This window comes from Alteribacillus sp. HJP-4, from assembly GCF_042139015.1.
Classification (GTDB): Bacteria; Bacillota; Bacilli; order Bacillales; family Marinococcaceae; genus JBHIKY01.
Genome location: NZ_JBHIKY010000019.1, coordinates 34,114 through 60,527, shown reverse-complemented (window position 1 = coordinate 60,527; position 26,414 = coordinate 34,114). Strand labels below are relative to the sequence as shown.

The window sequence follows — 26,414 nt, the reverse complement described above, 5'->3', positions numbered from 1 at the left end:
CATCATTGGCATAAAAGGAATTGTACAGAACCTTGTGACTTTTACAAAAGAAGCATAAAATAGTAGACAGTAAACGGCAGGATACGGCAAGTTTCTTGTTTCTTTATGAAGGAGAGTAATTACCCGTGAGCGATAAACAATACATTGATGTCAGATCACCTGCAGAGTTTGAGGAATATGCTTTAGCAGGGGCGGTCAATATACCACTTTTTAATAATGAAGAGAGAGCCATAGTCGGTACAATATATAAGCAGGAAGGTAAGCAGGAGGCAATAAAAAAAGGAATGACGATTGTTGGTCCAAAACTTGCTTCAATGTATGAAAAGCTTCTAGAAATAAAGAGTGAAGCAGGTGGAAAAGAGTTAGTAGTATATTGCTGGAGAGGTGGTATGAGAAGCGGTACTTTTGTTTCGTTAATGCAGACGACAGGCATCTCTTGTACACAATTACAAGGTGGAATCCGCTCGATCCGAAAACATATCATTTCTGATTTTGAAAAAGAAAAACTATCTCAAAGAGAGTATGTGGTCTTGGCAGGAGGCACCGGGACAGGAAAAACTAATATCTTACAGGCACTGCAAGAAGAGGGATATCCTGTTATAAACCTAGAAGGACTCGCAAACCATAGAGGATCAGCTTTCGGGCAGATAGGCCTGAAAAAACGAAGCCAGAAACAATTTGAATTATTGCTCTGGCAGCGGCTGAAAGAACTGAAAGACAGCTCATATTTTATCATTGAAGCGGAAAGTAAAAGGATAGGGAACATTTTTATCCCGGATTTTATCCTGGAAGGAAAGGCAAACGGACGCAGGATTGAAATGATTATGCCGCTTGAAGAACGAGCTGAAATATTGACACAAACCTACGACCCTAAAACCTTTAAAAATGAGATAAAAGAAGGTATTCAAAAAATATCATCTAAACTACAGCCGGATATATATGAAGAAATTTCTATTGCTATGAAAAAAGAGCACTACCATCACGTGTCTATGCTCCTGCTTCGTTTTTATTATGATGAAAGATATGAGCATGCTTTTAAGCAATACGAGGAGAAAGCAGTGCAATTAAGTGTGAATAATTGGAGAGAGGGCATGGCACAGTTTAAAAAAATAATTAATAAGGAACAAATTATTTCTCATTGAACTAATTTCATAGTGAAAATATAAACACGAGCATTTTGGGTTTTGCCGGACGTGTGTTCCGCTATTAGCAAAATGAAGGACTGATTTCAACACCATTTCAGCAAATAGCGTACCCTATGTCCGCCAACCCTTTGAAAAGAAGGAAGTTTGGTGAAATAGCTGATCTCCTGTCCGCATCAGCTTTTTTATACTGGATCTCTTTAAGAAGATTAAACTTCTTAAAGTATAAAAAACGCCCCCGGCATTCGCCGGAGGGCATTTATTTATAGGGGGGAGGGTAATAATAATTAATCTACTACAGTTACGTCAAGAGTCTGGCGGCCAAAGCTTTCTGCATCGCTCTGACTTGGCATAAAGATATCAATTTTATTGCCTTGAATTGCGCCGCCTGTATCATCAGCAGTAAATGTGCCATGACCTTCTACTTCAACAGTAGAACCGAGCGGAATGACGTCAGGGTCGACAGCAATAACATTAGAATCAGGATTTGCATTTAAGTCAACACCAGTTGCTGTAACGCCAGAGCATCCTGTACAGTTTGCAGTGTAAGCAGTAGCTTCCACTTGCAAGGACTCGCCTTCTGCTTCTTCGCTGTCAGAAGTTTCTGTAGCTACGTCTTCAGAAGACTCAGTGCTCTCAGATTCCTCAGTAGAAGTCTCTTCAGCTTCTTCCGTTTCTTCTGGTGCTTCAGTGCTTTCTTGTTCGGAAGACTCTTCTGCTTCTTCAGAAGATTCACTGCTTTCTTCCTCTTCAGCTGGTTCTGATTCTTCAACAGGTTCGCTCTCTTCTGTTTCATCAGACTCAGGAGTATTTAGTGCGCTGACTAATGCACCAAAAGTTTCAGGACCAGCTAGTCCATCTACACCTATGTCTTCAGCGCTTTGGAAATCAGTCACTGCTTCATCAGTTTTCGGCCCGAAAATTCCGTCAATGGAAGATTCATAGTAGCCAAGCTCGTCTAGTTTTTCTTGTAGATTTTCAACCAGCACTCCATTGTCGCCTTCACCTAAAATTTCAAGAGCGCCTAATGTATTAGGACCTGCAATACCATCTACACTAAGACCGTTCTCATCCTGATAGGATTCAACGGCGGATACTGTTTCATCTGAGAAGGAACCGCTTATGCTGCTTGAGTCAAGCAAACCCTTCTCGTTGAGGAGCTCTTGAAGTGATTCTACTTCGCTGCTCTCATGACCGGATTTTAAATCTGTATCACCTAGTTCGCTGGCATCTGTACCTACCGGTCCGGCGAAAAATACTAAGCCGGCAGCAACAGCTGGAACTCCCAGCGTTTTAACTGAGAAAACTTTTTGATGTAATTTCAAAATCTCAAACCTCCAATTTCAAAAATGAAATATAGTTTAGTTTGTCTCTGGGACGATTCACATCGTATCAAGTTATGTATAGTAAGTTCAAGACAAAATTCTGCATTTAAACAAATTGAAATATGTCTGTAAACAGTGAAATCTTCCTATAATAAAAATCGATAGAATAATCCAAAATAGTACAATAATCTTGTAAAACTATTATAAAAGTTCCTATAATGAATCTATATATTACGATGAAAGGGAAATTCCTCATGGTAACAATAAGAGATATCGCAGAAATCGCCAATGTTTCCAGGACTACTGTGTCCAGGGTTCTTAATAATTCTACCTATGTCAGTAAAGAGGTAAAGGAACGAGTTACAAGGGCAATAGAGGAAACAGGCTATATACCAAGTGAACACGCAAAAGCTATGCGTACAAAACGAACAAAAGTGATAGGTGTCATTCTACCGAAAATTTCGACGGAAACCACCAGCAGAGTTGTCCATGGAATCGACGAAGAACTCAGTTCCCACGGCTACCAGATTTTATTGGCGAATTCTGACTTACAGCTTGAAAAGGAAATTGAGCACTTGAAGCTGCTTCAAAGCAGACGGGTTGACGGGATTATAATCATGGCTACCAACACAGATCAAAGACTCCAGGAGGAAATAAAAGCTTTAACTGTTCCTGTAGTTGCGCTTGGTCAGGACATTCCAGGTATTACTTGTGTAGTTTATGATGATTATCATGCAGCGGCTGATCTCATAGAACTGTTCATCAATAGAGGCCGCGGGCGGATTGGCTTTATCGGAGTTAATGAGAAAGACAATGCTGTCGGCCATCTTCGAAGAAAAGCGTATTTAGATAGAATGCACTTTCACAAATTATCGATTGAAAATACATGGATGGAGGAAGGTACGTTTAATATTCATTCCGGTTATGAGGCTATGCAAACTATTTGGAGCACTTCAGCCAGAAAACCAGATGCAATTTTTGCTGTTACAGACCGACTGGCAATCGGGGCAATGGAATTTTTAAAGGAAAAGCAAATAAACATTCCTAAAGAAGTAGCGGTAGCGGGAATAGGAGCATCAGAGCTGTCAAAATATGTAACACCGCCGCTTACAACGGTCGATTATTTTAATAACGAAGCGGGGAGGGTAACAGCAATACATTTACTGAAGAAATTAAATATTCATTGTCAGACTGAAAAAAAGCTGTTGGGTTATAGACTAATAAAAAGAGATAGTTTATGATTGTAATGTAATCGATTCCAATATATTATTATCAATTATGGAATCGATTCCATAACGTACGAAAAGGAGAGAGAATGATGACAGAAAATCGCCGGATTGCAGAGGAATTAATAGAGGCTGTTGGCGGTGCAGATAACGTTGCTTCCGTTGCACACTGTGCTACCAGGCTTCGTATTATGGTGCACGACAAAGAAAAAATCGATCAGGAGAGAGTAGAAAATTTAGAAAAAGTCAAAGGTGCCTTCTACAATGCCGGTCAGTATCAGGTGATTTTTGGAACAGGTACAGTCAATCGAATGTATGATGAGGTTACCAAATTAGGCTTGTCAGAAAGCACTAAGTCTGATCAAAAAAAAGAAGCTGCAAAGCAGGGAAATTTTTTTCAAAGGGCAATTAGAACATTTGGTGATGTATTCGTGCCTATCATTCCTGTGCTTGTAGCTACAGGTTTGTTTATGGGCTTGCGGGGCCTCCTGCTTCAAGAGCAGGTTCTGGCGTGGTTTGGACTAACACCGGACACCGTCCCGGAAAACCTGGTTACTTTTACACAGGTTCTTACAGATACTGCATTTGCTTTTCTGCCGGCTCTTGTTGCCTGGTCAGCATTCCGAGTATTCGGTGGCAGTCCAGTAATCGGAATTGTACTAGGTTTAATGCTCGTCAGCCCATCACTGCCAGATGCTTATGCGGTAGGAGAAGGTGCAGAGGAGCCGTTAATGTTTTTCGGAATCATACCGGTAATTGGTTATCAGGGCTCTGTACTTCCTGCTTTTATCGCAGGGATGCTTGGAGCTATGTTTGAAAAGAGGGTTAGAAAATCTGTTCCGGAAGCGCTTGATCTAATTGTGACCCCGTTTTTGACATTATTGGTAATGATTTTGTTGTCTATGTTTGTTTTAGGCCCGGTGCTTCATGCGGTGGAAAACGCTGTAATGGCAGCGACCGTGGCAATATTGGATTTACCATTAGGCATCAGTGGTTTAATTATCGGTTTTTTCCATCAAATTATTGTAATTACTGGAGTTCACCATGTTTTTAATTTCTTAGAGATTCAGCTGCTTGAAGCTTACGACAGTAATCCGTTTAATGCGATCATTACATGCGGAATAGCGGCTCAGGGAGGAGCAGCTTTAGCTGTAGGATTAAAAACGAAATCAAAGAAGCTGAAAGCTCTCGCACTGCCGTCTTCATTGTCGGCTTTTCTAGGTATAACAGAACCAGCCATTTTCGGGGTCAACCTTCGTTATATGAAGCCTTTCATTATGGGGCTTATCGGCGGGGCAGCAGGCGGATTTTTTGCCTCGCTTGTAAATCTTGAAGCGACCGGTATGGCAATTACAGTTATACCCGGCACATTACTTTATCTTAACGAGCAAATATTACTTTATATTTTCGCCAATCTCCTTTCTGTCGCCGTGGCCTTTTTCCTTACTTGGTTATTCGGCTATTCCGATAAAATGAAAGAGGATATTGAAAAAAGTGCATAATTTATAAAACGTTCCGGCAGCAGCCGGGGCGTTTTATTGCATATGATTTTCTTTTCAGCAGGGTTTGTGTGAAAATGAAAAGATTGAAGAAAGGGAACGCTGGAGAGAGGACAAATCATATGCGGTACTTATTAAATAATAGATATTTGCTGTTTGCTGCTGTATTAGGACTTTTTTTATTAAATGTATTTATTAATAGTAATGAATTACAGTATTTCACAGGAATTCTTGCTATTCCCATGCTAATTATTTCATTTATTACAGCCTCGATGCTATTTAAAATTCTTGGTATTGTATTTAATGGTACGGGTGCTCTGCTGTTTTGGATGAGCGGACTGCCGGTATCTGATATCCCTATATTTCTGACTTCTAACATGCAGCTGCTGGCATTTCTGGCAGTGCTGCCGTGGATGAACAGTGTTGTCAGGGCTGGAAGATTTGATCGAAAAATTAATCAATTACTAAAGGCAAATGTATTAGACTTAGGCAGGCTTTACATGAGAAGTTCATTCACGACGTACATTCTGGTTTCTTTTATTAACTTATCAGCCCTTCCGCTGGCTCAGCATGTTCTGCTTGATAATCTGTCTGGTTTAAGAAAAAAATTGCGGGATTCCTTTGTAAGCAGAACAACCCTTCGAGCTTTTGCTGTGGCGCTGGCCTGGAGTCCTATGGAGATCATGGTGGCGATTACCATTGATACAACTGGAGTTGGGTATTTGACATATCTTCCCTGGCTCATTCTCTGTTCCATGGCAGTTGTTGCTATTGATGCACTGTGTGGGAAAAGAAGATTTGCAGCCTATGAATATGAGGCTGCAGGGACGATAAATAATAAAAATATTGATATAAAAGAACTCTTGATTCAAATTCTCCAATTATTCTTAGCGCTCGCAGTATTTTTAGGAATTGTTTTAACACTCGGCAACCTCACGGGACTTAATTTTATATTAACAGTTACCTTTGTAATAGTGCCTTTTGCGTTTCTATGGGCCGCTGTGATCGGCCGGTTTAAAAGTTTTAAGATAGTTGGCTGGAAAACATGGAAAATGAGAACGAATGGTATGCAGAATTTCGTGGTCTTATTCTTATCACTTGGTTTCTTTTCAAGCAGTTTGAATGAGACTCCTTTTCTTGAACTTATCCGAGCGCCGTTTTCAGCAGCTGCTGATACACCACTTCTCATTCTGATATTAATTCAGTTCATGTACCTTGCCATGTCGATGATCGGTGTTCATCCCATCGCTACGGTTGGTGTTTTGATAGAAGTACTGCCGCCTCTCTATGAAACCATGAATCCGGCAAGCATTGGCATTGTCTTAATTACTGGTGCATTGGCAACTGTTGCGGTGGGGACATATGGAATTACTGTTACAATGACCGCACAAAATACTAAACAAAATCCGTACCGCATAACATGGAGAAATATGCCTTTTTCGGTTTTGTACGGTGGTGTCGGTGTATTAATCGGCTATCTCATTCTATAAGTTGAATATAAATTGACCCCGATCTCATACGCAGACCGGGGTTTTTCATTAGTGTTTTAAAAGCATCAAAATCAGCATTATTTTGTCTATTTTCAAGTAAATCCGTATCGGATAAATTTGCGGAGATCCTCGATTACACCAATATCGATCAGAATAACGACTAGAACAAGAAAAGCCGGACCGAAAAATAATCCAGCTGCACCGAATAATTTAAGCCCGGCAAACAGCGAAATAAGCACTGCCAAAGGGTTTAAGTTCATACTGGAGGAAAGCACTTTTGGTTCGATTGTCTGGCGTATAATCATCGTAATAATATAGAGGATGATAAGGCTTAACCCCAATACAATGTTACCAGTAACCATTTGAAATATTCCCCATGGAATTAGTATGGTACCTGTGCCGAGATATGGCAGGAACTCTGCAACCCCGACAATAATTGAAAGCAGCAGGGCCCCTTGTATTTGAAGGATGGTCAGTCCTGTAAATACGATGATGCCTGTGACTGTCATTAATATAAACTGAGCCTTTACATATCCAAAAACCCTCACCCACATTGCCCGGTGAAAACGATGGATTTTATCCTGAACGGAAGTGGGAATGTGCGCTTTTGCTCCGGCTGTCATCCGATCCCAGTCCTTCCCTATAAAATAAATGGCAATTAATATAAACAAAAATGCCACAAGAAAGGTTGGTACACTGATTACGAGATGGGTGAGACCATCTGCAGCCCACTGAGCCACCTGGGAAATGGCAGTGCCGAGTTGAGCTCCTATTTCTGAGAGACCGTCATTGACCGAGAAATCCTCACCTTCACCTATGTCTTCCGCTACGCCGCTGGCTTCTCTGAAAAACGGAGTGATGGTCCGATCAAGAAATTCCTGGATATCAGAAAAGGCTTTCTCCATAAGCTCCGGCGCTCTTTCAGAAAAACGTTGAATACTATCAATTATTAAATAGACGAGCGCCGCAATAACGCCTCCAAACACAGCGATGCCAATAAGTAATGCGGTTAAAGCTGCTAATCCTGCAGGCAGACGAAGTTTTTTTTGAAAAAACGACGAAAGGGGCTTTAAGCACCACGCAAAAAAAGCAGCAATCCAAAAAGGATAGGTGAAAGAAAAAATTTTGATAATGCTCCAGACGATCACAATCGCTGCAACCACAACCAGCACGAAGCGCAGAAGCATCCAGCCTGTCTCTTTTTTCAATGGCATCCCCTCAAATCTCTCTGGAAATAATCTATTCATGTTTTGTTTTACCACATATCCATATTGTACCCATTTTCATAGTCGTTTTACCATCTGACATAGAATCGAAAATATTTTTTCAAAAAAAAGCAGGATTAAAGCGCTTTCATAGCTAATATTGTCGGTAGCGTAGGTATTTAAAAAATTAATCGGATGATGACAAGGAGTGTCAATAAATGCAGATTAAAGGAAAAGTATTTCTTGTTGCAGGAGGTGCAGCAGGTCTTGGGGCCTCTGTATGTGAAATGATTATAGAATACGGAGGACGTGTCATCATATCTGATATTAATGATCAGAATGGTAAAAAACTCTCAGATAAACTTGGAAAAAATGCGTACTTTATAAAAACTGATGTTACTTCAGAAGAAAGCGCGAAGAGAGCCGTCATGGAAGGAAAGGAAAAAATGGGCGGCCTCCATGGTCTTATTAATTGTGCGAGAATAGGAGTTGCAGAAAGAATCGTTAATAAAAAAAGTATACACTCCCTGGAGCACTTTTCAAGAGTTATCCAGATTAACCTGGTCGGGACGTTTAATATGCTTCGTCTTGTTGGAGCTGAATTGCAGCATAATCAAGAAAATGAAGAAGGCGAACGGGGAATTGTTATTAATACAGCTTCGATCGCCGCATACGAAGGACAGGTCGGCCAGTCCGCCTATAGTGTTTCCAAAAGCGGTGTAGTTGGTTTAACACTCCCGGCAGCCCGGGAGTTTGCGAGCTTTGGAGTACGGGTGATGGCAATTGCGCCGGGGACCTTTGATACACATCATCTGGACTTCCTGCCAAAAGAAGCAAAGAATAAATTGGGGGAGAGTACACCGTTTCCCAAAAGGCTCGGCCAGACCGAAGAATTTGCGATGCTTGTCAGGCAGATAATCGAAAACCCAATGCTGAATGGAGAGACAATCAGGCTGGATGGTGCCCTGCGAATGCCGCCAAAATGATAGGAGGATTTTTATGATGAACAAGCAGCTTCTCATTTCAGACCTAATGGAGAGAGCTGAAAGATATTTTCCTAAGAAAGAGGTTGTATCGAGAACAGCCACCGGTATAAGTCATTTCTCATACGAACAGGTAGGTGAGCGTACAAGAAAACTTGCCACTGTACTGAAAAAGTTCGGCATTCAACGGGGGCAGCGAGTGGCGACCTTCGCCTGGAATCATCATCGCCATCTTGAGGCCTATTTTGCTATACCTGGAATAGGTGCTGTCCTTCATACGATAAATATCCGCCTGCCGGCAGAGCACATCGCTTACATCGTAAACCATGCAGAAGATGAAATTCTATTAGTCGATGAAGATTTACTGCCCGTAATTGAAGAGGTTAAAAATGAGATTACGAGAGTGAAAGCTTTTATTGTTATGGCAGATGGAGCACTTCCACAAACCACTCTTTCCAATGTTTATTCATATGAGCAGCTGCTTTCAGAAGCTGAGCCCTTAAAAGAATTTAATAAATCAATCAATGAAAATGAAAATGCCGGATTGTGCTATACCTCAGCAACGACCGGTAAACCAAAAGGGGTGATGTACAGCCACCGCGGCATTGTTCTACATAGTATGTCTCTGGGTCTGGCTGACAGTGCGGCCCTCTCTGAGAAAGATATCATGATGCCGGTCGTCCCTATGTTCCATGTGAATGCATGGGGGCTTCCGTTTGCAGCAGTATGGTTTGGGACCACGCAGGTTATGCCCGGACCGCAGTTCAACCCTGCTCTTCTTGCTGAATTGATAGATAAATACCGTATCACCATAACTGCAGGAGTGCCTACTATCTGGATGGGGCTGTTAAAAGAATTTGAAAAAGCGGAATATGAGACAAAAAGTCTTCGTACTGTGCTCTGCGGCGGATCTGCTGCACCCGCAGCAATGATTCAAACCTTTGAGAAAGATTATAATATTCCGTTTTTACATGCTTATGGAATGACTGAAACAAGTCCATTGGTAAGTGTGTCCACATTAAAAAGCTACCATAATGAGTACAATGAAGAAAAAAAACTGTCTCTGCGTGCCACACAGGGGCTCGCAGTACCTGGGACAGAAATAAAAATTATAGGCCCGAACGGAGAAGTGAATTGGAATGGCACTGATATGGGCGAACTTCTAATAAGAGGCCCGTGGATTGCAGATGAATATTATAAAGATGAAAGAACGAATGAATCTTTCCGTGACGGCTGGCTGTATACCGGAGATGTGGCGGTTATCAATGAAGAAGGCTATTTGAGGCTTGTTGACCGTACTAAGGATCTTGTAAAAAGCGGTGGGGAGTGGATTTCTTCAGTAGATCTGGAAAATGCAATTATGGCACATCAAGAAGTATATGAAGCGGCGGTAATAGCCGTGCCGCATCCCGAATGGCAGGAAAGACCGCTTGCCTGTGTAGTGCTGAAAGATCCTGAGAACAACAAAGTATCCAAAGAGAAAATTATTGAATTTATTAGTCCGCAATTCAGCAAATGGCAGCTTCCTGATGATGTGATTTTTATGAAAGAAATTCCGAAGACGTCTGTCGGGAAGTTTTTAAAGCGGGCACTCAGAAAAGATCTTGAAGCTCACTACTACAATTTCAAGTAGTAAGCTCTACTGATTTGATACCTAAACCTCATTTAGTTTCTTAAGCATATCACCTATACCGCGTGATCCTTGAAGCGGTTGAAGAAGAGTCTGCTCATCTCCAATAAGAGGAAGAAGCACCTTTGTGTGTTTTTTTCCGGCAAGAAGTACAATTTCTCGAAAACAATCAAGCTTAAGCTTTTTCCATTGTTGAGCAAGCTCTGCAGCAGTGATTACTTGACTGGCTGGAAAATGAAAACCGATGTCATAATTTTTTGGCACAACATCTTCCGGCCTCAGGAATCCATGTTTAGCTGATAAAATAACCCAAGGTAAATTTCGGTTTTCAGCATATTGTTTTGTTTTATGATGCAGGGTTCCTTTATAGGCTTCTGCAGCAGAGACATGTCCTGTATTCGGATAAATGTCCCATATTTTTTTTCTTCCACATGGGAGAATACATATAGTCCCCAGTATCCAGATCCCTCCCTGCCTATAAATCTATGAAAAGCAAAGCTCATAAAAATTGCAGCGGCTGCATGCTCTTTGATCTGTAGTTTGAGGGAATGCATCAAGAGCCATTGGCTTATTTTCAGTCGGACTTTCAAGAAAGTCGGTCATTCTATCAACGCTGACACCGACAAGCTCCTGAACCTTTTCCAGAGTTACAGGATCAAGAGAGTGTTCTACATGAGTGCCTTCCAATAAATATTCATTACGGATAACAATATTATCGAGTCCGGGAATTGGGAAAGCTTCTAGTAGATATAATGCATACAAGGCAAGCTGATAAGGGTCTTCCTCAGATTGTTTTCCGGTTTTCCAATCGACGATAACCCATTTATTATTGTAGTGATCCCGGTATAGTAAGTCCAGCACTACAAATACTTTCAGACTGCCAATTTTTAAAATACGGAATTTTTCTGCTTCTAAAAATTCAATATTGGGATTATAGGCAATTTCCTTAAAGGATGTACTATTGAGGAAATGCTTTACCGCAACCTCATGGCGTCCTTTTATTTTTTCAATTTTTTCTGAGGGCAGCTGTTTCGTTTTTCCATAATAAATTTCATGGAACATAGTGGTTTTTTTCGGTTTTTGATACCAGAGGTCATATTTTCGTGTAGATTCAATAAACGCGTTATTTAATTTCAATCGTATATCTTCAAACAGGCCTTTCTCATCTGGAATCATTCTAGTGTTTAAATACTCATCTATTTGCTTTTCAATGACATCATGGACTGCAGATCCAAAAAACATTTCCAGGTTAGTCAAATTTTTCAGACGGTATGCCTGTTTACTTTCTTTTGAAGCATCACGCAGCCAGCCGTTATGGGAAGTATAGTATTGATGTGCATATTGACGGGGACAGTGCATTAACGTTTTATGTCTGGAGAGAGACCAGGAGAATTCAGGATATGTTTTTATTTCAAACAAAAGCTCACCTCATTTCATTATTCATGGTACCAAAATTTCCAAAATATAAATAGTTGAATGAATTTCATAAGTCCATACCGCAACAGAAAATAGCAACAATAACATATATTTTCTATTTATCATTCGATTTGCTTCAGGCGAACGCTTTTTTGCGGGCAACGCTTTAACTTCCTCTGGCTGTTTGCTGCCTGCGGGATTTTCAGCCGTTGCTTTTCCGCCACTGAACGTCACTTGTTTCATCTGTTTCGTCTGGCAAAGTCAACAAAACGGAATTTATCAGGTCTGTGTCTTGATTCGGTATACTGAAACAAAACGGCATTGTCAAGGTACACATAATTACGTACAACGACGATACTGTCATAATTATTTAAGTCCAAAAGCTCCTGGTCTTTAGAATCAGGTTTCTCCACAGTTATTTCTTTCCTTGCAAAGCTGATGATCAGTCCGGCGGTATTTTCTGCATATTCATAAATAGAATTTTCACAGATTTCTTTAGTGAGTCCGGGCAGGAGGTCTTTAATAATATAATCCTTATCCAAAATTATCTTTTCGCCATTAATTTCACGGACCCTTTCAATTTTCCAAATATCTTTTTCGGCAGCTAGATGTTTAGAACTAATATTGTCATTTGCAGATATTTCAAAGGCAGTGACAAATGTCGTTACCTTATCTCCTAATTTGTCTGCAAGCTCTTTAAAGCTGACAAGCCCTGATACCGGAAAGTCCACCTTATCCATCCCCAGTACCACTGAGCCTTTTCCTTGAATTTTTTGAATATAGCCGTGCTCGGAAAGAAGCTTCAAAGCTTTTCTAATAGTTTCTCTGGACGTTTCATATTTTTTCATTAGAATATGCTCTGAAGGAAGTAATGAATCTTCAGCGTAGTAGCCGTTATGGATGCCCTCAGCAATGTCATCGTAGATGCGAATATATTTTTTTCTCATATTTATCCCTGTCAATTACGTTTTTTGATAAGCGCGGCAAACGATTCATAAGGCCGCAGCGAAATATCGGTTATAGTCGCGGGAGCATCGTTGTAATTTGAAATAAGGATTTCGGCTTTTTCCGAGATTTCCGTTTTCGGATACCAAGTGAAGCTGGTTTCTGAGCCGTAGAAATTATTAACAACTAATAGCGTTTCATCGTCTGTATTTCTTGTATATGCGAACACGGACCCGTGCTCAGGTTCGAGAAGCTCATAATTGCCGTTTGTAATAATATCAAACTCTTTACGAAGTTGTATCAGCTTCTTGTAATGATAAAAGATAGAATCTTTTTGGCTTAGGGCAGCTTCCGCATTAATCTCTTTATAGTTAGGAGCTGCCGGAAGCCATGGAGTCCCCGTCGTGAACCCGGCATTTTTCCCGCTGTTCCATTGGACGGGGGTGCGGGAATTATCCCTGGATCTGGCTTTAATGACCTCCATAACCTGATCTTCTGAATATCCTTTTTCTTTTAAAATATTATAATGGTTTAACGTTTCAATATCCCGATAATCGGTAAGACGATCAAAGTTTGGGTTGGTCATGCCGAATTCTTCTCCCTGGTAAATAAATGGAGTTCCCTGCATTAGATGAATGACTGTCGCAAGCATTTTTGCGGATTCGTTATGAAACACCTGATCATCGCCGTAGCGGCTTACTATTCTCGGCTGATCATGATTGCACCAAAACAAAGCATTCCATCCGCCGCCTTCGTGCATGCGGATCTGCCAGGTGGAAAGGATATCTTTTAGTTTTTGAAAATCGACATCGGCAAGTGACCATTTTTCTCCACCGGGATAGTCAACTTTCAGATGATGAAAATTAAACGTCATATTAAGTTCTTTTCGCTCAGGCTTAGTGTATTTAATACAGTGATCAATTGTCGTGGAAGACATTTCCCCCACAGTCATGACGTCATATTTAGAAAACACCTGATCATTCATTTCTTTCATAAATTCATGGGCACGCGGCCCGTCTGTATAAAATTTGCGGCCGTCTCCAGGAGCGGTGCTTCCATCATCATCCGGAATATCCTGATCCTTTGAAATTAGGTTGATGACATCGAGACGGAACCCATCCACGCCTTTTTCAAACCAATAAGTCATCATTTGGTAAACATCCTCACGAACCCGTTCATTTTCCCAATTCAAATCTGCCTGGGTTTCGTCAAATAAATGAAGGTAATATTGGCCCGTTTTCACCTCATATTTCCACGCGGAACCTCCAAATTTAGACTGCCAGTTGTTAGGTGCCTGACCGTTCACGGGATCTTTCCAAATATAAAAATCACGATAAGGATTTTCTTTAGAAGCAGCTGATTGTTTAAACCAACTGTGTTCCGTGGATGTATGGTTTACCACGATATCCATAATTATTTTTAATTCCCGCTTATGAGCTTCTTTGAGAAGTCTTTCGAAATCTGCCATAGTTCCGAATTCTTCATGAATGGTATAGTAATCACTGATATCATAGCCGTTGTCCACCTGAGGGGAGCGGTATATTGGTGTAAGCCATATAATATCCACACCTAGTTGGTTCAAATAATCTAGCTTTTCAATTATTCCATCAATGTCTCCTTCTCCACTTCCATTCGTATCATTAAAGCTTTTTGGATATATTTGATACACTACAGATTTTCTCCACCATTCCATGGGGGACACCAGCCTTTCAATTATGAATAAACCCATTAAGGACAGCTCTACATTCTCCTTAATGGGTTTTTAGGGTAAATAATTCTAAACCTTGATTCTTTTTACTTTTACATAGCCGAATGTCAGGACAAATGGAACCACGATAACAATAGCCATTCCAATTAAGAACGGTATCCAGCTTTCCGGGAAGATTGAGAAAATCCCCGGTACCCCGCCTACACCGATAGAGGTGGCAAGGACGCCGTTTGAAGTAATAAACATCGCAGCAATAGCTGAGCCGATCACGGCGCATACAAACGGGAATTTAAAGCGGAGGTTTACCCCGAACATAGCCGGTTCTGTAACGCCAAGATATGCTGAAATACCAGAAGAAAGGGAGAGTCCTTTTAATTTTTCATCTCTGGTCGCAAGCATCATCGCGAAAGCAGCAGAGCCCTGTGCAATATTTGATAGAGCAAGAATCGGCCATAAGAAGGTGCCTCCCTGCTCGCTGTTAATAAGCTGAAGATCCACTGCAAGAAATGTGTGATGAAGCCCTGTAACTACCATCGGCGCGTATAAAAGGCCATAGAGCAGTCCGCCGACAGCGGCAAAAGTATTAAAGGTACCTATAAAGAAATCTGTAACCGCATTGCCTAAGGCAAACGTTATCGGACCAATTACGATAAATGCAAGAAAACCAGTGAGCAGTAATGCACCAGGAGCTACAATCAGCATTGAAATGGAATCAGGAACACGATTTTTTAGAAAGATTTCAATTTTAGCTATTACATATGATGCAAATAATATCGGGAGGACTTGTCCCTGATAACCAATTTTCTCAATTTCAAATCCGAACAAATTCCAGATTGGAACTTCGCCTGCAGAGCTCGCATCCGCGTAGTCATTGGCATTAAGTAAGTCCGGGTGTACGAGCACAAGACCAAGCACTATACCCAGCAAAGGGTTGCCTCCGAATTTTCTAACGGCTGACCAGCCTATGAGGGCGGGCAAAAAAGTAAACGCCGTATTGGCTATAACTGCTATCATGTCTGCAAAATCTGCCCACTGAGTATGAACACCGACGATGGAGTTATCTTCGTAAAAGATATTTTCTCCCGTAAGAAGGTTGTTAATCCCAAGCAGTAAACCCGCAGTAACGATAGCCGGCAGAATTGGTATGAAAATGTCAGCTAATGTTTTAATTAATCTTTGAAAGACATTCATGTTTTTTTCCGCGGCAGCTTTAGTTTCTTCTTTAGAGGATTGCTCAATTCCGGTAATTTCGGTCAATTCTTTATAAGCCTTCTCTACGGCACCTTGTCCAATAATAACTTGATATTGACCGCTCGTTGAAAAAGCCCCGCGGACAATATCGATATTCTCAAGCTTTTCTTTGTCTACTTTGCTCTCATCATGCAGAGCAAAACGCAGTCTGGTAACACAATGAGTAACAGAAGAGATATTATCCCTGCCGCCAATGGCTTCAATAATCTCTTCAACAGACTTGCGAGTAACTTTTGCCATTTCTTCTCCTCCTCGTAACCGTTTTCAATCATCGGTTAAAATTTTGCAGATTATTAAGATTTTTTTCTGTGTGAATAAATCCGCTTACATAAACTTGTATATACAAATCAATGTGAGTTAAATAATAACTTGTATATACAAATTCGTCAATAAAAAAAGTATCTCATCTTTTATCTATGAGATACCCTTATTAGTAGATTCTATTCTTTATTAATTGATTTTAAAGACCACTTCGTGATATAAAAAGCTGCTTCTCCTATATGGCTGAAAAGTTGGATGCCCTTACTGTCCGGTGAAGGAAAAAGGCGGGAAGTAAAGACGGCTTCTCCTTTATTTATAAATATTTCAACGGAAGAAGTATCAACAAACATCCTAATGTTGACGTTCTTTTCATCGTAAGGAACTGATCTGGTTGTTCCAAATTCTGGAGATGCAGGTTCGCCGGAGAGACTTCGGTCAAGGACCAGCTTTTGCCGGTCTGCATCATAATAAAACATTGTCTTTTCCGTTTCACCAGCACAAAACGAAATGCCGGCCATGCCAGCTTCAATCCCTTCTATACGAACATCCAGTTCATAAGCGGAATCCTCCCACGTATACAAAGGGAGCATTTGATTGTCGAGCAGTAGGGATGTGGTTTTTTTGGACTGTCTTAGCAGCCGCAGCTCCTCGGCAGGCTTTTGTAATAATTTGTTATTATGAATAGTCAGCTCGCGTGGCAGGGTCAGGCAGTGGGCCCACATATGTTTATCAGTGGGATAACTCAGGTCCGGCAGTCCCATCCAGCCAACCAGAATTCTGCGTCCGTCCGGCGTAACAGATGTCTGCGGGGCATAGAAGTCAAACCCGAAATCCAGTTCTGCAAACTCTTCATGGGAAAACTCACCAGTTTCTTTATTTAGTTTATGACCAAGGAGATATCCGGACTGATAAATGTTTCGAAAATTATCACCTTCTGCTTCTATACCCTGGGGAGAGAAGATTAAAATTCCATTGTTCTGGAGTTCAAAATAATCCGGGCATTCCCACATATATCCAAATGTATTATAGGATGTATTAATTTCATTCCTAAACTTCCAGTCCAGCATATCTGTTGATGTATATAACAAGGCTGCACCAGTTTTATTTTTTCGCTGGGCACCGATAACCATAAAATAACTGCCATTTTCCTCCCATACTTTAGGGTCACGAAAATGCTCTGTGTAGCCGTCGGGCGGGCCGGGGATAACGGCCTGCTCCTGTTTCATGATGCTGCCGTTTTTATCCATGACAGCGAGACATTGATAAGAATGCCTGTTCCACGAAGCATCTCTTGAGTTTCCTGTATAGAAAAGGTAAAGCTTATCTTCATGGACGATGCCGCTTCCTGAATAGGCGCCGTGGCTGTCCAGGTCTGTATCGGGAAAGATGGCAGTGCCTCTGTCTTTCCAATTCACTAAATCAATGGAGGAGGTGTGGTACCAATGCTTTAATCCATGTATAGGCCCGAGCGGAAACCATTGATAAAACAAATGATATTCTCCATTATAATAAGCAAACCCATTTGGGTCATTTAAAAGGCCGGTGGGCGGCTGTACATGGTAAGTCTGCCTCCACGGACAGGAGCTTACCTGATCATTTAACTGTTTCCATTCTTCCTTAGATACATTTTCCATTTGGCGGTAACGCATTTCTCGTGACCATTCCATTGTTCTACCGATCCTTTCCGCTTTGGAATCTATCATCATACTAGCGCAAATATGCTAAAATAATTAAATCATAGTGATGACACATACCACTATAGCAGAAAGTGAGGAAAATACGTGAAGCAATGGGATATTTTTATCGCTTTTTTTCGAACGGGAATGCTCGGCTATGGCGGTGGGCCGGCATCCATTCCACTTTTACATAGAGAAGCAGTTGTTACGTATCAATGGTTAACAGATGAAGAATTCAGTGATGTACTGGCTCTTGGAAATACACTTCCTGGACCGATTATTACAAAACTTGCCGGCTTTATCGGCTATAGAATCGGCGGATTTTTGGGATTAGTTAATGCGGTAGCGGCATCTATTCTTCCAACTATCATTTTAATGATAATATTGTTTACTTTTTTAAGTTCTATCCAGGAACAGCCCTGGGTGCAGGGGATGCTCAGAGGAGTTCTTCCTGTAGTCGGGGTTATGATGGCATTGTTAACCTGTCAGTTCTTCTGGAAGGGGAAACAAACGGCAGGCTGGCTGTCCGTATTGGTGTTGACCGGCCTCGGAATTTTATTGATAGGAGTATTAAATATCCATCCTGGATTTATCATTGGAGCTGTGCTCATTTATGCGCTTGTTAAGAAAAATAAAAGCTCAGAGGAGGCAGCTTCATGATTTATTTTGATATTTTTATAGCTTTTTTCCTGCCGGGAATATTAGGATATGGGGGCGGGCCGGCATCCATTCCACTCATTCAGCACGAGGTTGTAGAAAACTATGGCTGGATGTCTAACAGCGAATTCAGTGAAGTGCTCGCTTTCGGAAATGCTCTGCCCGGCCCGATTGCCACGAAAATGGCCGGATATATCGGTTATGAGGTGGGGGGTATGGCAGGCGCATTGGTAGGAACATTTGCAACCGTAGCACCGTCTTTATTTTTAATGATAATCATGCTTGGTTTCTTAATGAGACATAAAGATTCTCCAAAGGTGAAAAATATGAGCAGCCTCGTTCGGCCGGTGATCGCTGTGCTGCTCGGTATAATTTCTTTTCAGTTTTTCGATGAAGCGATTTTAACCGCAGGTTTTTTCCATACAATTATTGTTGGGGCAGGGACCTTTTTTGCACTGCAGAAATGGAAGGTGCATCCCGCGTTTGTGATCGCAGCTGGTTTATTGTACGGTGGATTATTTCTCGCACCCGCTTCTTAAGGATGTTTATTACATGCTGCAGGAAGGAATTGAGTAATAATACACGATTGCGATGAGGGGTGTAATTTCATGATTCAACAGGTTGATTTTGAAAGAAATGGAACGCTGAGAGGCACATTGACACTGCCCGGGCACACTCGAAATGAAAAGGTTCCGGCAGTAGTGTTTATTCATGGCTCCGGTGCTTTGGACCGTGATGAGAATACGCGGGGTTTGAAGCTGAATGTTTTTAACCGTCTCGGAGATTGGTTTGCCGGTCAGGGCATTGCCAGTTTGAGATACGATAAAAGAGGGACAGGCAAAAGCGATGGAGTATATGCAGAAGCAGGAATGGAAGATCTGATAGATGACGCCGCGGCTGCAGTTGCCTTTGCTAAAGCCCATCCTGCGACAGACAGCGATAAGATATTTATTGTCGGTCACAGTGAAGGAGGAATGATTGCTCCGTCCATCGCAGAAAAATCAGAAGTGAAAGGATTAATACTGCTTGCTTCTTCATCGCGGCCATTACTGGATATTCTGCTGACTCAAACGGAGGATCTTGAAGTGGAAGTGCAGCACGGCCAGGGGCTTCAATACAAACTGCTTCGCACAGCAGGAGTTCATCATAATTCAAAGCGAAAGCATCAAAAGTTTATTCAAAAAACGATTCAATCAGAAAATGATACCTACAGACTGAAGGGTATTTCTAAAATTAATGCAAAATGGTTCAAAGAGCATTCAAATTTTTCCCCGGCAATGTCATTAGAAAATTTAAGTATTCCAATATTGGCGGTAAATGGTTCAAGAGATGTCCAGGTAAAAGGGGAAGACGTAAGTGAAATAGCAGCAGCTGCGGGCGGAGCAGCGGAAGTACATGTCATTGATAACATGAATCATATTCTGAGAATTCAAGAAGAAGAACCATCCATCCTTACTGCAAAAAGGCTTTACAGGAAATATGGCAGGGAGGCCATTGCCTCTGAGTTATATGATATTATTCAGCCCTGGATTTTAAAGCATATTTTATCTGATTAGAAAAGTATATTTTTATAGCCTGCGCTGCTGAATATTTCAGCAGCGCAGGCTTATTTTTGATTTGATTGTAAGCGTTAAAACAAACACACCTTTTTTTATGCTCATACAAGGCGCCATACTTTACTTATCATCAATAGATACTCTGTTATCTTTTATTGATGATTTCGAAAAATAACCGCTTGCTTTCCATGGGCGCCGCCTCAGCTCCTCGGGAAAATCACCGGATGATCTTCGGCCGACGCTGGTCCCATAGGAATCTCGCGGATTTTTCTACAATTAACAATTATGAAGTTAGTATGGGAGATCCACATCTTTATTCAAAGTGTGGATCTTTGGACGCGTACTTTTGTTACATCAGTCTGCATTAGGAAACAGTTTTCATGAAATACGAAGAAATGTCCTGTATAATAAAATTAAGTGAAAACGCTTTATTCCAGGAGAAAGAGGTGGCTCCAAAATGCGGTGGAAACGGTGGATATTTGTGCTCGTTCCGATCATGGCTGTGGCGGCTGTATGGCTGACATACTCCAGTTTTGCGAGTAAAGAGTATGATGATGCTAGAGGGACAAAGCAGCTGTTATCAGAAAACCAAAGTGAAAATTATGAAAAAGCCACTTTCGCGGGTGGCTGCTTCTGGTGCATGGAGCCCCCTTTCGAGAAGCTTCCAGGAGTAGTAGAAGCAGTTTCAGGCTATACAGGCGGCCAGGAGGAAGATCCGGTATATGAAGAAGTAGCTGCCGGAGAAACCGGACACGTGGAAGCTGTGCAGATTATTTACAATCCAGAGCAAATCACGTATGGCGAGCTACTGGAAGTATTCTGGAGACAAATCGACCCTACGGACAATGAAGGAATGTTTGTAGACCGCGGGCATCAATACACATCAGCTATATTTGTTCATGATGAAAACCAAAAGAAACAAGCCGAAAAATCACTGCAGAATATGGAGGAATCTGAAAGGTTTGATTCCGAAATAGTCACACCGATAGAGGATTTCGAGAAATTCTATCAGGCAGAGGATTACCATCAGGATTATTACAAAAAAAATGAAGGAAGATACAGCTATTACCGCGGTCAGTCCGGGCGAGATGACTATCTTGACAAGGTATGGGGAGATGACCGGGAATATAAAGTTGAAGATAGCAGTGCTGGATTTAAGGATTTTAATAAAGAAGCCCGCCTGGATGAATTGACAGAGCTTCAGTATAGTGTGACACAGGAGGATGACACAGAAGAAGCCTTTAATAATGAATACCACGATAATAAAGAAGAAGGCATCTATGTAGATATCGTCTCCGGAGAACCATTGTTTAGTTCAGAGGATCAGTTCGATTCTGGAACAGGCTGGCCGAGTTTTACAAAACCTTTAGAGTCCTCCAACATTGTATTAAAAGAAGACGATGGGTTGTTTGGGGTCAGAGTTGAGGTGCGCAGCAAAAATGCTGACTCTCATCTCGGACATGTCTTCGAAGATGGGCCCGAGCCGACCGGCCTAAGATACTGCATGAATTCGGCAGCCATGGATTTTATTCCAGTGAATGAATTGGAGGAGAAGGGCTATTCGGAGTACGAGGAACAGTTTGAATAATAACAGCGGCAGGCTCTTAGTGAAATATTCTGCCGATCTGGTACGACCTGATCTACGGACACTGGTTCCACTATTTATAATATAAAGCCGGATTTTATAACTTTGCCGGACGTGTGTTCCGTTAATGGTCGTAAAACAAACCAAATTTCCCGCTATTCCAGTAAATAGCGTACTTAAAAAAAGCACAATTTGAAAAAATAACGGCACTTCTGTCCGCATCCATCCAGCCGACCTGGCTTTTCGCTCATAATCAATCGCCAATTGAGGAAGACGGCACATCCATCCGATCTAAACAAATATCCCCGTCCCTTTTATTGTTTACAAAAGGAGGCGGGGGTGTATTTTTATTTAAGACGAATACAGGTCTTTATACAGATGCTTTTTGTAGCTTGTCAATTATTTTTAAAGATTTTCCGGTGCCCATTGCTACAGCTTCCAGTGGATTTGGAGCGAGGTGAACGGGAACGATAATCTGCTCGCTCAGCCATTGCTGCATCCCATTTAGAAGTGAGCCTCCACCTGTTAATATAATTCCCTGGTCAACGATATCTCCGCTTAGTTCAGGAGGGCAGCTTTCGAGAGTAGCTCTAATTGCTTCGAGTATCTGTTCAAGCGATTCAGCAATTGCACCATGAATTTCTTTGGAGCTTAAAGTAATAGTTTTAGGCAGACCTGTTACAAGATCCCTTCCGCGGATTTCCATAGTTGATTCTACATGATCCGGATGGGCGTTGCCAATTTCAATTTTTGTATTTTCTCCTGTTCTTTCACCAATTAAGACATTATATGTTTTCCGGACATAATGAACGATATCATCGTCCAGGTCATCTCCACCTCTGCGTACTGACTGGGAAGACACAACCCCACCGTAAGAAATAATTCCTACCTCTGTGGTGCCTCCGCCGATATCAACAATGACGTTAGCAATTGGTTCATCCACTGGAAGGTCAGCGCCAATAGCAGCAGCCACCGGTTCTTCAATCAAATGTACTTCTTTTGCACCGCAGCTCATGACGGAGTCGCGGATCGCTCGTCTTTCTACAGAGGTTGACCCACATGGAGTGCAGACAACAACCTTCGGCTTTCGAATCGAAAAACCTACATTTCTGCTTACTTTTTTCATAATATGGCGAAGTAGGGTAGAAGTCACGTCATAATCAGCAATAACTCCCTGCTTTAAGGGCCGCATAGCCACTATTTTACCAGGAGTCTTCCCAACCATTTCCTTAGCCTCTGTTCCAACTGCCAGCACTTCTCCAGTCTCTGTGTTCAGAGCAACGACCGATGGTTCGTTCAGTACTATTCCTTTTTCTTTTGTATACACGAGTATATTAGCGGTTCCTAAATCAATTCCTATTTCTGTATTTGATAACATAATGTTCACCCTTTTTTATCGAAAATTCTTCCTAAGCGCCATTGTATACGTCCAGGAGCTGACCAGTAAGGGTCGAAAATCCCAGAAAAATCAACCCTATTTAATAATAAGACCTAATTAACCAGATACAAAGATTCATATTTAATTAAAATTACAAGATTAAATTAAAGTTCCTGCAAAAAATTATTAATTTATTGATTCATAAGTCGTGAATAATGATTATATTGTGACAAAAATGAAGAATTAGTTAGAAGAATAACATGGTTGTAACCAAAGAAAGCAGCTGAGTATTTATGGACTAGTACAATAATTCGACAATATATTCTTGTTTTACAGGACCAAAGTAATCTTTTATTTCAAAGGCAGACAGGGCTTCCTGGATGTGAACGGAATCGCACTTGATGCCTGATAATGCCTTTTCAAGCTCCGACACATCCTTTGTACCAAAAAAATCTCCAAAGATTTTACACTCTACAATCCTGCCTTTATTTACGTTAAAGCGGATATCTATAATACCTGCATCAAATTTCTTGGAACGTTGAATATCAAACTCAGGAGATTTTCCATAATTCCAGTCCCAGTTTTTGTAGCGTTCTTCTGCAATTGCGTGAATTTTTATCCAATCTTCACTAGAAAGTTTGTAAATCGGCACCTCTTCTGATTGGAAAATGTGATTAAGGAGGTGTTTTTTAAATTCCTTCATCGTGAGCTTTTCTTCTAAAAATTCATTAATATTTCCAACTCTGCTCCGAATCGATTTAATTCCTTTAGAGCGGATTTTTTCATCTTTTACATTCAGGGCTGACACTACATTTTCTATTTCTGAATTGAACATCAGGGTGCCATGACTGAACATTCTGGATTTTGATGAAAACTGGGCGTTTCCGGAAATTTTTTTTCCGCCGGCCTGGATATCATTTCTCCCGGAAAGTTCTGCCGGAACACCCAGATCATTCAAAGCTTCAATAACCGGCCTCGTAAATTTTTTGAAATTGTGAAAGCTGCTGCCGTCGTCTTTTGTAAGGAAGCTGAAATTTAAATTGCCGAAATCATGATAAACTGCTCCTCCCCCCGATATTCGGCGGACAACATGAATATCGTTTGATTCAACGTAATTCACATTTATTTCTTCAATTGTGTTTTGGTTTTTTCCTATTATAATAGACGGTTCGTTAATATAAAAAAGAAGATATGTATCTTCCTTATTAAGGTCCATGCTGCTAAGGGCGAATTGCTCAATTGCTAAATTAATTCGTGGATCGGTAATTCCTTCATTATCAATAAATTTCATCGTGCAGCCCTCCTAGACACTATTACATTTATTATGACACAACTATTCAGAATGAACAGTCATTGATTGGTTATGAAATTATAAAAATTACAGCGGGGAACACGCTGGACCTTGATATTTAGGTAAATGTTTTATTTTTATTGACTTTTTTCCTTATTCTCTCTAAAATAACGAATAACAAGTAAACTTATAATGTTGATAAGCATACTATGAATTAATCCGTAAGGAACAAATCATTTCTTCTAAAAATAGTAAAGCGTTTATGCAGAAGGAATTGGATTTAAAAGGAGGAAATTGGTTTGCTTACCCATAAAACCTTTGATTCAGAAGAACTGGAAAAAATTAATAATATTGAATTGACCGGCAGAGACGCGCTTGATGTAATACGTTGGGGGTATAATGAATACGGCGATGACCTTGTCTATGCGTGCAGTTTTGGAGCTGAAGGCGTAGTTCTGATAGACTTAATAAGTAAAGTGCGGCCAGATGCCGATATCGTATTTCTTGATACAGGATTTCATTTTAAAGAAACTTACGAATTGATTGAAAAAATTAAAGAGCGTTATCCGAGTTTGAATATCATTATGCAGGAACCAGAGCTTACTCCACAGCAGCAGGCAGAACAAGAAGGCGAAAAGCTGTGGGAAACGGATCCGGATAAATGCTGTCAGATCCGAAAGCTGATACCTCTTGAAAAAATATTAAATCAATACAGCGCGTGGCTTTCAGGTCTGCGTCGGGAACAGTCTCTGACCAGAAGAAATACTCAATTTGTAAATGAAGATAAGCGTTTCTCCTCTATCAAGATATGCCCATTAATTCATTGGACATGGGACGATGTCTGGCTCTATATTGAGACATTCAACCTGCCTTATAACCCTCTGCATGACCAAAATTATCCAAGTATCGGATGTATGCAGTGTACACAGGCCGTACTTGAGGGAGAAGATCTCCGCAGCGGCCGCTGGGCAGCAAGTGGTAAAACGGAATGTGGTTTGCACAAATAATTGAATCCTGAAAGGAAAGATTGTAGATGAGTCTCAGTACGCCTCATGGTGGAAAATTAGTAAACCAAAAACAAATAGGAGCAGATACAAGTCATATAAACAAGTCAATTGTACTTGATGATATTTCTGTTTCAGATTTAGAGTTAATCGCAAATGGTGCTTTCAGCCCTCTAACAGGGTTTTTGAACCAAAAGGATTACAATTCAGTAGTCGAGAATACCAGACTGGCCGACGGCACGATATGGAGCATTCCTATCACGCTTCCTGTATCTGAACAGGAAGCGGAAGCCCTCCAGGCTGGAGAGGAAGCTAACCTTGAATATAATGGTATTGTATACGGCTTTATCCGCATTGAGGAATTATATTCTCCTGATAAAGAAAAAGAAGCACAAAACGTATATCAGACGACCGAAGATAAACATCCTGGAGTGAAAAAACTGTATGATCGTGCTGATACTTATGCAGCGGGAGAGATTACTCTCGTAAAAGAAATTCCGCATGATCAATTTGATTCCTATTATTTAGATCCTGTTGAAACCCGGGAATCATTCAAAGAGAGAGGCTGGGATACAGTAGTAGGATTTCAGACCAGAAACCCGGTTCACCGTGCTCATGAATATATTCAAAAAACAGCATTAGAAACGGTAGACGGGTTATTTTTAAATCCGCTGGTTGGCGCCACAAAAGCTGACGACATTCCAGCAGATGTTCGTATGGAAAGCTACGAAGTGATATTAAAGAATTATTACCCCTCCAACCGTACTTTCCTGGCAGTTTTTCCGGCTGCAATGCGTTATGCAGGTCCTAGAGAAGCAATATTCCACGCCATGGTGAGAAAGAATTACGGCTGCACTCACTTTATAGTAGGGCGCGATCATGCAGGTGTAGGTGATTATTATGGAACGTATGATGCGCAGAAGATTTTTCATCAGTTCAGTGATAAGGAGCTCGGAATTAAGCCATTGTTTTTTGAACACAGTTTTTACTGCAAAAAGTGTGAAAACATGGCAACAGCTAAGACATGCCCTTGTGATAAAAAAGAGCACGTTGTTCTTTCCGGTACTAAGGTAAGGGCAATGCTTACGAACGGGGAACGCCCGCCTAAAGAATTCAGCCGGCCGGAAGTTATTGAAGTATTAATTAAAGGTATGAAACAATAGATTTCACAGTAGGAAAGGCGGTA

23 protein-coding genes are annotated in these 26,414 nt (G+C 41.1%); 12 read left to right on the top strand and 11 right to left on the bottom strand.

Features of this window, described 5'->3' with window-relative positions; all coding sequences use genetic code 11:
* The first annotated feature begins 125 nt into the window (after window positions 1-125).
* Window positions 126-1,142 carry a tRNA 2-selenouridine(34) synthase MnmH gene (gene mnmH, locus ACE4RR_RS15990; RefSeq protein WP_375536434.1) on the top strand — a complete coding sequence of 339 codons (1,017 nt, stop codon included), beginning with the start codon at window positions 126-128 and terminating at the stop codon, window positions 1,140-1,142.
* Between the two features lie 287 nt (window positions 1,143-1,429).
* Here mnmH and ACE4RR_RS15985 read toward each other — a convergent pair whose 3' ends face one another.
* A complete protein-coding gene (locus ACE4RR_RS15985; RefSeq protein WP_375536433.1) occupies window positions 1,430-2,467 on the bottom strand; it encodes a peptidoglycan-binding protein in 1,038 nt (345 codons plus the stop codon).
* Between the two features lie 254 nt (window positions 2,468-2,721).
* Between ACE4RR_RS15985 and ACE4RR_RS15980 the strand changes: the two genes are divergently transcribed.
* The 3 genes from ACE4RR_RS15980 to ACE4RR_RS15970 all read left to right on the top strand — a co-directional run bounded on the left by ACE4RR_RS15980 (window position 2,722) and on the right by ACE4RR_RS15970 (window position 6,682).
* Entirely contained in the window at window positions 2,722-3,708 is a 987-nt protein-coding gene (locus tag ACE4RR_RS15980) for a LacI family DNA-binding transcriptional regulator (protein WP_375536432.1), read from the top strand.
* Between the two features lie 77 nt (window positions 3,709-3,785).
* Window positions 3,786-5,195 (top strand): sucrose-specific PTS transporter subunit IIBC, encoded by a 1,410-nt coding sequence (locus ACE4RR_RS15975; RefSeq protein WP_375536431.1) that lies wholly within the window; start codon window positions 3,786-3,788, stop codon window positions 5,193-5,195.
* Between the two features lie 119 nt (window positions 5,196-5,314).
* On the top strand, window positions 5,315-6,682 hold the full coding sequence (locus ACE4RR_RS15970) for a hypothetical protein (protein WP_375536430.1): 1,368 nt from the start codon (window positions 5,315-5,317) through the stop codon (window positions 6,680-6,682).
* A 92-nt stretch (window positions 6,683-6,774) separates the two neighbouring features.
* Here ACE4RR_RS15970 and ytvI read toward each other — a convergent pair whose 3' ends face one another.
* Window positions 6,775-7,890 carry a sporulation integral membrane protein YtvI gene (gene ytvI, locus ACE4RR_RS15965; protein WP_375536429.1) on the bottom strand — a complete coding sequence of 372 codons (1,116 nt, stop codon included), beginning with the start codon at window positions 7,888-7,890 and terminating at the stop codon, window positions 6,775-6,777.
* A 215-nt stretch (window positions 7,891-8,105) separates the two neighbouring features.
* Here ytvI and ACE4RR_RS15960 point away from each other — a divergent pair, with 215 nt between their 5' ends.
* Window positions 8,106-8,873 carry an SDR family NAD(P)-dependent oxidoreductase gene (locus tag ACE4RR_RS15960; RefSeq protein WP_375536428.1) on the top strand — a complete coding sequence of 256 codons (768 nt, stop codon included), beginning with the start codon at window positions 8,106-8,108 and terminating at the stop codon, window positions 8,871-8,873.
* Between the two features lie 13 nt (window positions 8,874-8,886).
* Window positions 8,887-10,503, top strand: a complete 1,617-nt coding sequence (locus ACE4RR_RS15955; protein ID WP_375536427.1) for a long-chain fatty acid--CoA ligase — start codon at window positions 8,887-8,889, stop codon at window positions 10,501-10,503.
* 21 nt (window positions 10,504-10,524) lie between these two features.
* Here ACE4RR_RS15955 and ACE4RR_RS15950 read toward each other — a convergent pair whose 3' ends face one another.
* The 7 genes from ACE4RR_RS15950 to ACE4RR_RS15920 all read right to left on the bottom strand — a co-directional run bounded on the left by ACE4RR_RS15950 (window position 10,525) and on the right by ACE4RR_RS15920 (window position 17,748).
* Window positions 10,525-10,908, bottom strand: a complete 384-nt coding sequence (locus ACE4RR_RS15950; RefSeq protein WP_375536448.1) for a DUF6884 domain-containing protein — start codon at window positions 10,906-10,908, stop codon at window positions 10,525-10,527.
* A gap of 75 nt (window positions 10,909-10,983) precedes the next feature.
* Window positions 10,984-11,919 (bottom strand): PD-(D/E)XK nuclease family protein, encoded by a 936-nt coding sequence (locus tag ACE4RR_RS15945; protein ID WP_375536426.1) that lies wholly within the window; start codon window positions 11,917-11,919, stop codon window positions 10,984-10,986.
* 21 nt (window positions 11,920-11,940) lie between these two features.
* Window positions 11,941-12,159: a hypothetical protein gene (locus tag ACE4RR_RS15940; RefSeq protein ID WP_375536425.1), complete on the bottom strand. Its 219-nt coding sequence runs from the start codon at window positions 12,157-12,159 to the stop codon at window positions 11,941-11,943.
* Complete coding sequence (gene treR / locus ACE4RR_RS15935) at window positions 12,156-12,863, bottom strand: trehalose operon repressor (RefSeq protein WP_375536424.1); 708 nt, start codon at window positions 12,861-12,863, stop codon at window positions 12,156-12,158. Before treR ends, ACE4RR_RS15940 begins: the two co-directional genes overlap by 4 nt.
* Before the next feature lie 11 nt (window positions 12,864-12,874).
* On the bottom strand, window positions 12,875-14,554 hold the full coding sequence (gene treC / locus ACE4RR_RS15930) for an alpha,alpha-phosphotrehalase (RefSeq protein ID WP_375536423.1): 1,680 nt from the start codon (window positions 14,552-14,554) through the stop codon (window positions 12,875-12,877).
* A gap of 84 nt (window positions 14,555-14,638) precedes the next feature.
* Window positions 14,639-16,060 (bottom strand): PTS system trehalose-specific EIIBC component, encoded by a 1,422-nt coding sequence (gene treP, locus ACE4RR_RS15925; RefSeq protein ID WP_375536422.1) that lies wholly within the window; start codon window positions 16,058-16,060, stop codon window positions 14,639-14,641.
* A 200-nt stretch (window positions 16,061-16,260) separates the two neighbouring features.
* On the bottom strand, window positions 16,261-17,748 hold the full coding sequence (locus ACE4RR_RS15920; RefSeq protein ID WP_375536421.1) for a sucrose-6-phosphate hydrolase: 1,488 nt from the start codon (window positions 17,746-17,748) through the stop codon (window positions 16,261-16,263).
* Between the two features lie 114 nt (window positions 17,749-17,862).
* Here ACE4RR_RS15920 and ACE4RR_RS15915 point away from each other — a divergent pair, with 114 nt between their 5' ends.
* The 4 genes from ACE4RR_RS15915 to msrA all read left to right on the top strand — a co-directional run bounded on the left by ACE4RR_RS15915 (window position 17,863) and on the right by msrA (window position 21,558).
* Entirely contained in the window at window positions 17,863-18,417 is a 555-nt protein-coding gene (locus ACE4RR_RS15915; protein WP_375536420.1) for a chromate transporter, read from the top strand.
* The gene (locus ACE4RR_RS15910) at window positions 18,414-18,953 is read left to right on the top strand and encodes a chromate transporter (protein ID WP_375536419.1); all 540 of its coding nucleotides are present in this window, start codon (window positions 18,414-18,416) and stop codon (window positions 18,951-18,953) included. Before ACE4RR_RS15915 ends, ACE4RR_RS15910 begins: the two co-directional genes overlap by 4 nt.
* Before the next feature lie 69 nt (window positions 18,954-19,022).
* Window positions 19,023-19,970 (top strand): alpha/beta hydrolase family protein, encoded by a 948-nt coding sequence (locus ACE4RR_RS15905; RefSeq protein WP_375536418.1) that lies wholly within the window; start codon window positions 19,023-19,025, stop codon window positions 19,968-19,970.
* Window positions 19,971-20,427: 457 nt separating this feature from the next.
* Window positions 20,428-21,558, top strand: a complete 1,131-nt coding sequence (gene msrA / locus ACE4RR_RS15900) for a peptide-methionine (S)-S-oxide reductase MsrA (protein ID WP_375536417.1) — start codon at window positions 20,428-20,430, stop codon at window positions 21,556-21,558.
* Between the two features lie 367 nt (window positions 21,559-21,925).
* Here msrA and mreBH read toward each other — a convergent pair whose 3' ends face one another.
* Together mreBH and lplA are read right to left on the bottom strand one after the other, a co-directional pair.
* Entirely contained in the window at window positions 21,926-22,933 is a 1,008-nt protein-coding gene (gene mreBH, locus ACE4RR_RS15895; RefSeq protein WP_375536416.1) for a rod-share determining protein MreBH, read from the bottom strand.
* A gap of 298 nt (window positions 22,934-23,231) precedes the next feature.
* Complete coding sequence (lplA, locus tag ACE4RR_RS15890) at window positions 23,232-24,224, bottom strand: lipoate--protein ligase (RefSeq protein WP_375536415.1); 993 nt, start codon at window positions 24,222-24,224, stop codon at window positions 23,232-23,234.
* 299 nt (window positions 24,225-24,523) lie between these two features.
* Here lplA and ACE4RR_RS15885 point away from each other — a divergent pair, with 299 nt between their 5' ends.
* Both ACE4RR_RS15885 and sat read left to right on the top strand, forming a co-directional pair.
* On the top strand, window positions 24,524-25,231 hold the full coding sequence (locus tag ACE4RR_RS15885) for a phosphoadenylyl-sulfate reductase (protein WP_375536414.1): 708 nt from the start codon (window positions 24,524-24,526) through the stop codon (window positions 25,229-25,231).
* Between the two features lie 26 nt (window positions 25,232-25,257).
* On the top strand, window positions 25,258-26,391 hold the full coding sequence (gene sat / locus ACE4RR_RS15880) for a sulfate adenylyltransferase (protein ID WP_375536413.1): 1,134 nt from the start codon (window positions 25,258-25,260) through the stop codon (window positions 26,389-26,391).
* Window positions 26,392-26,414: the final 23 nt, after the last annotated feature.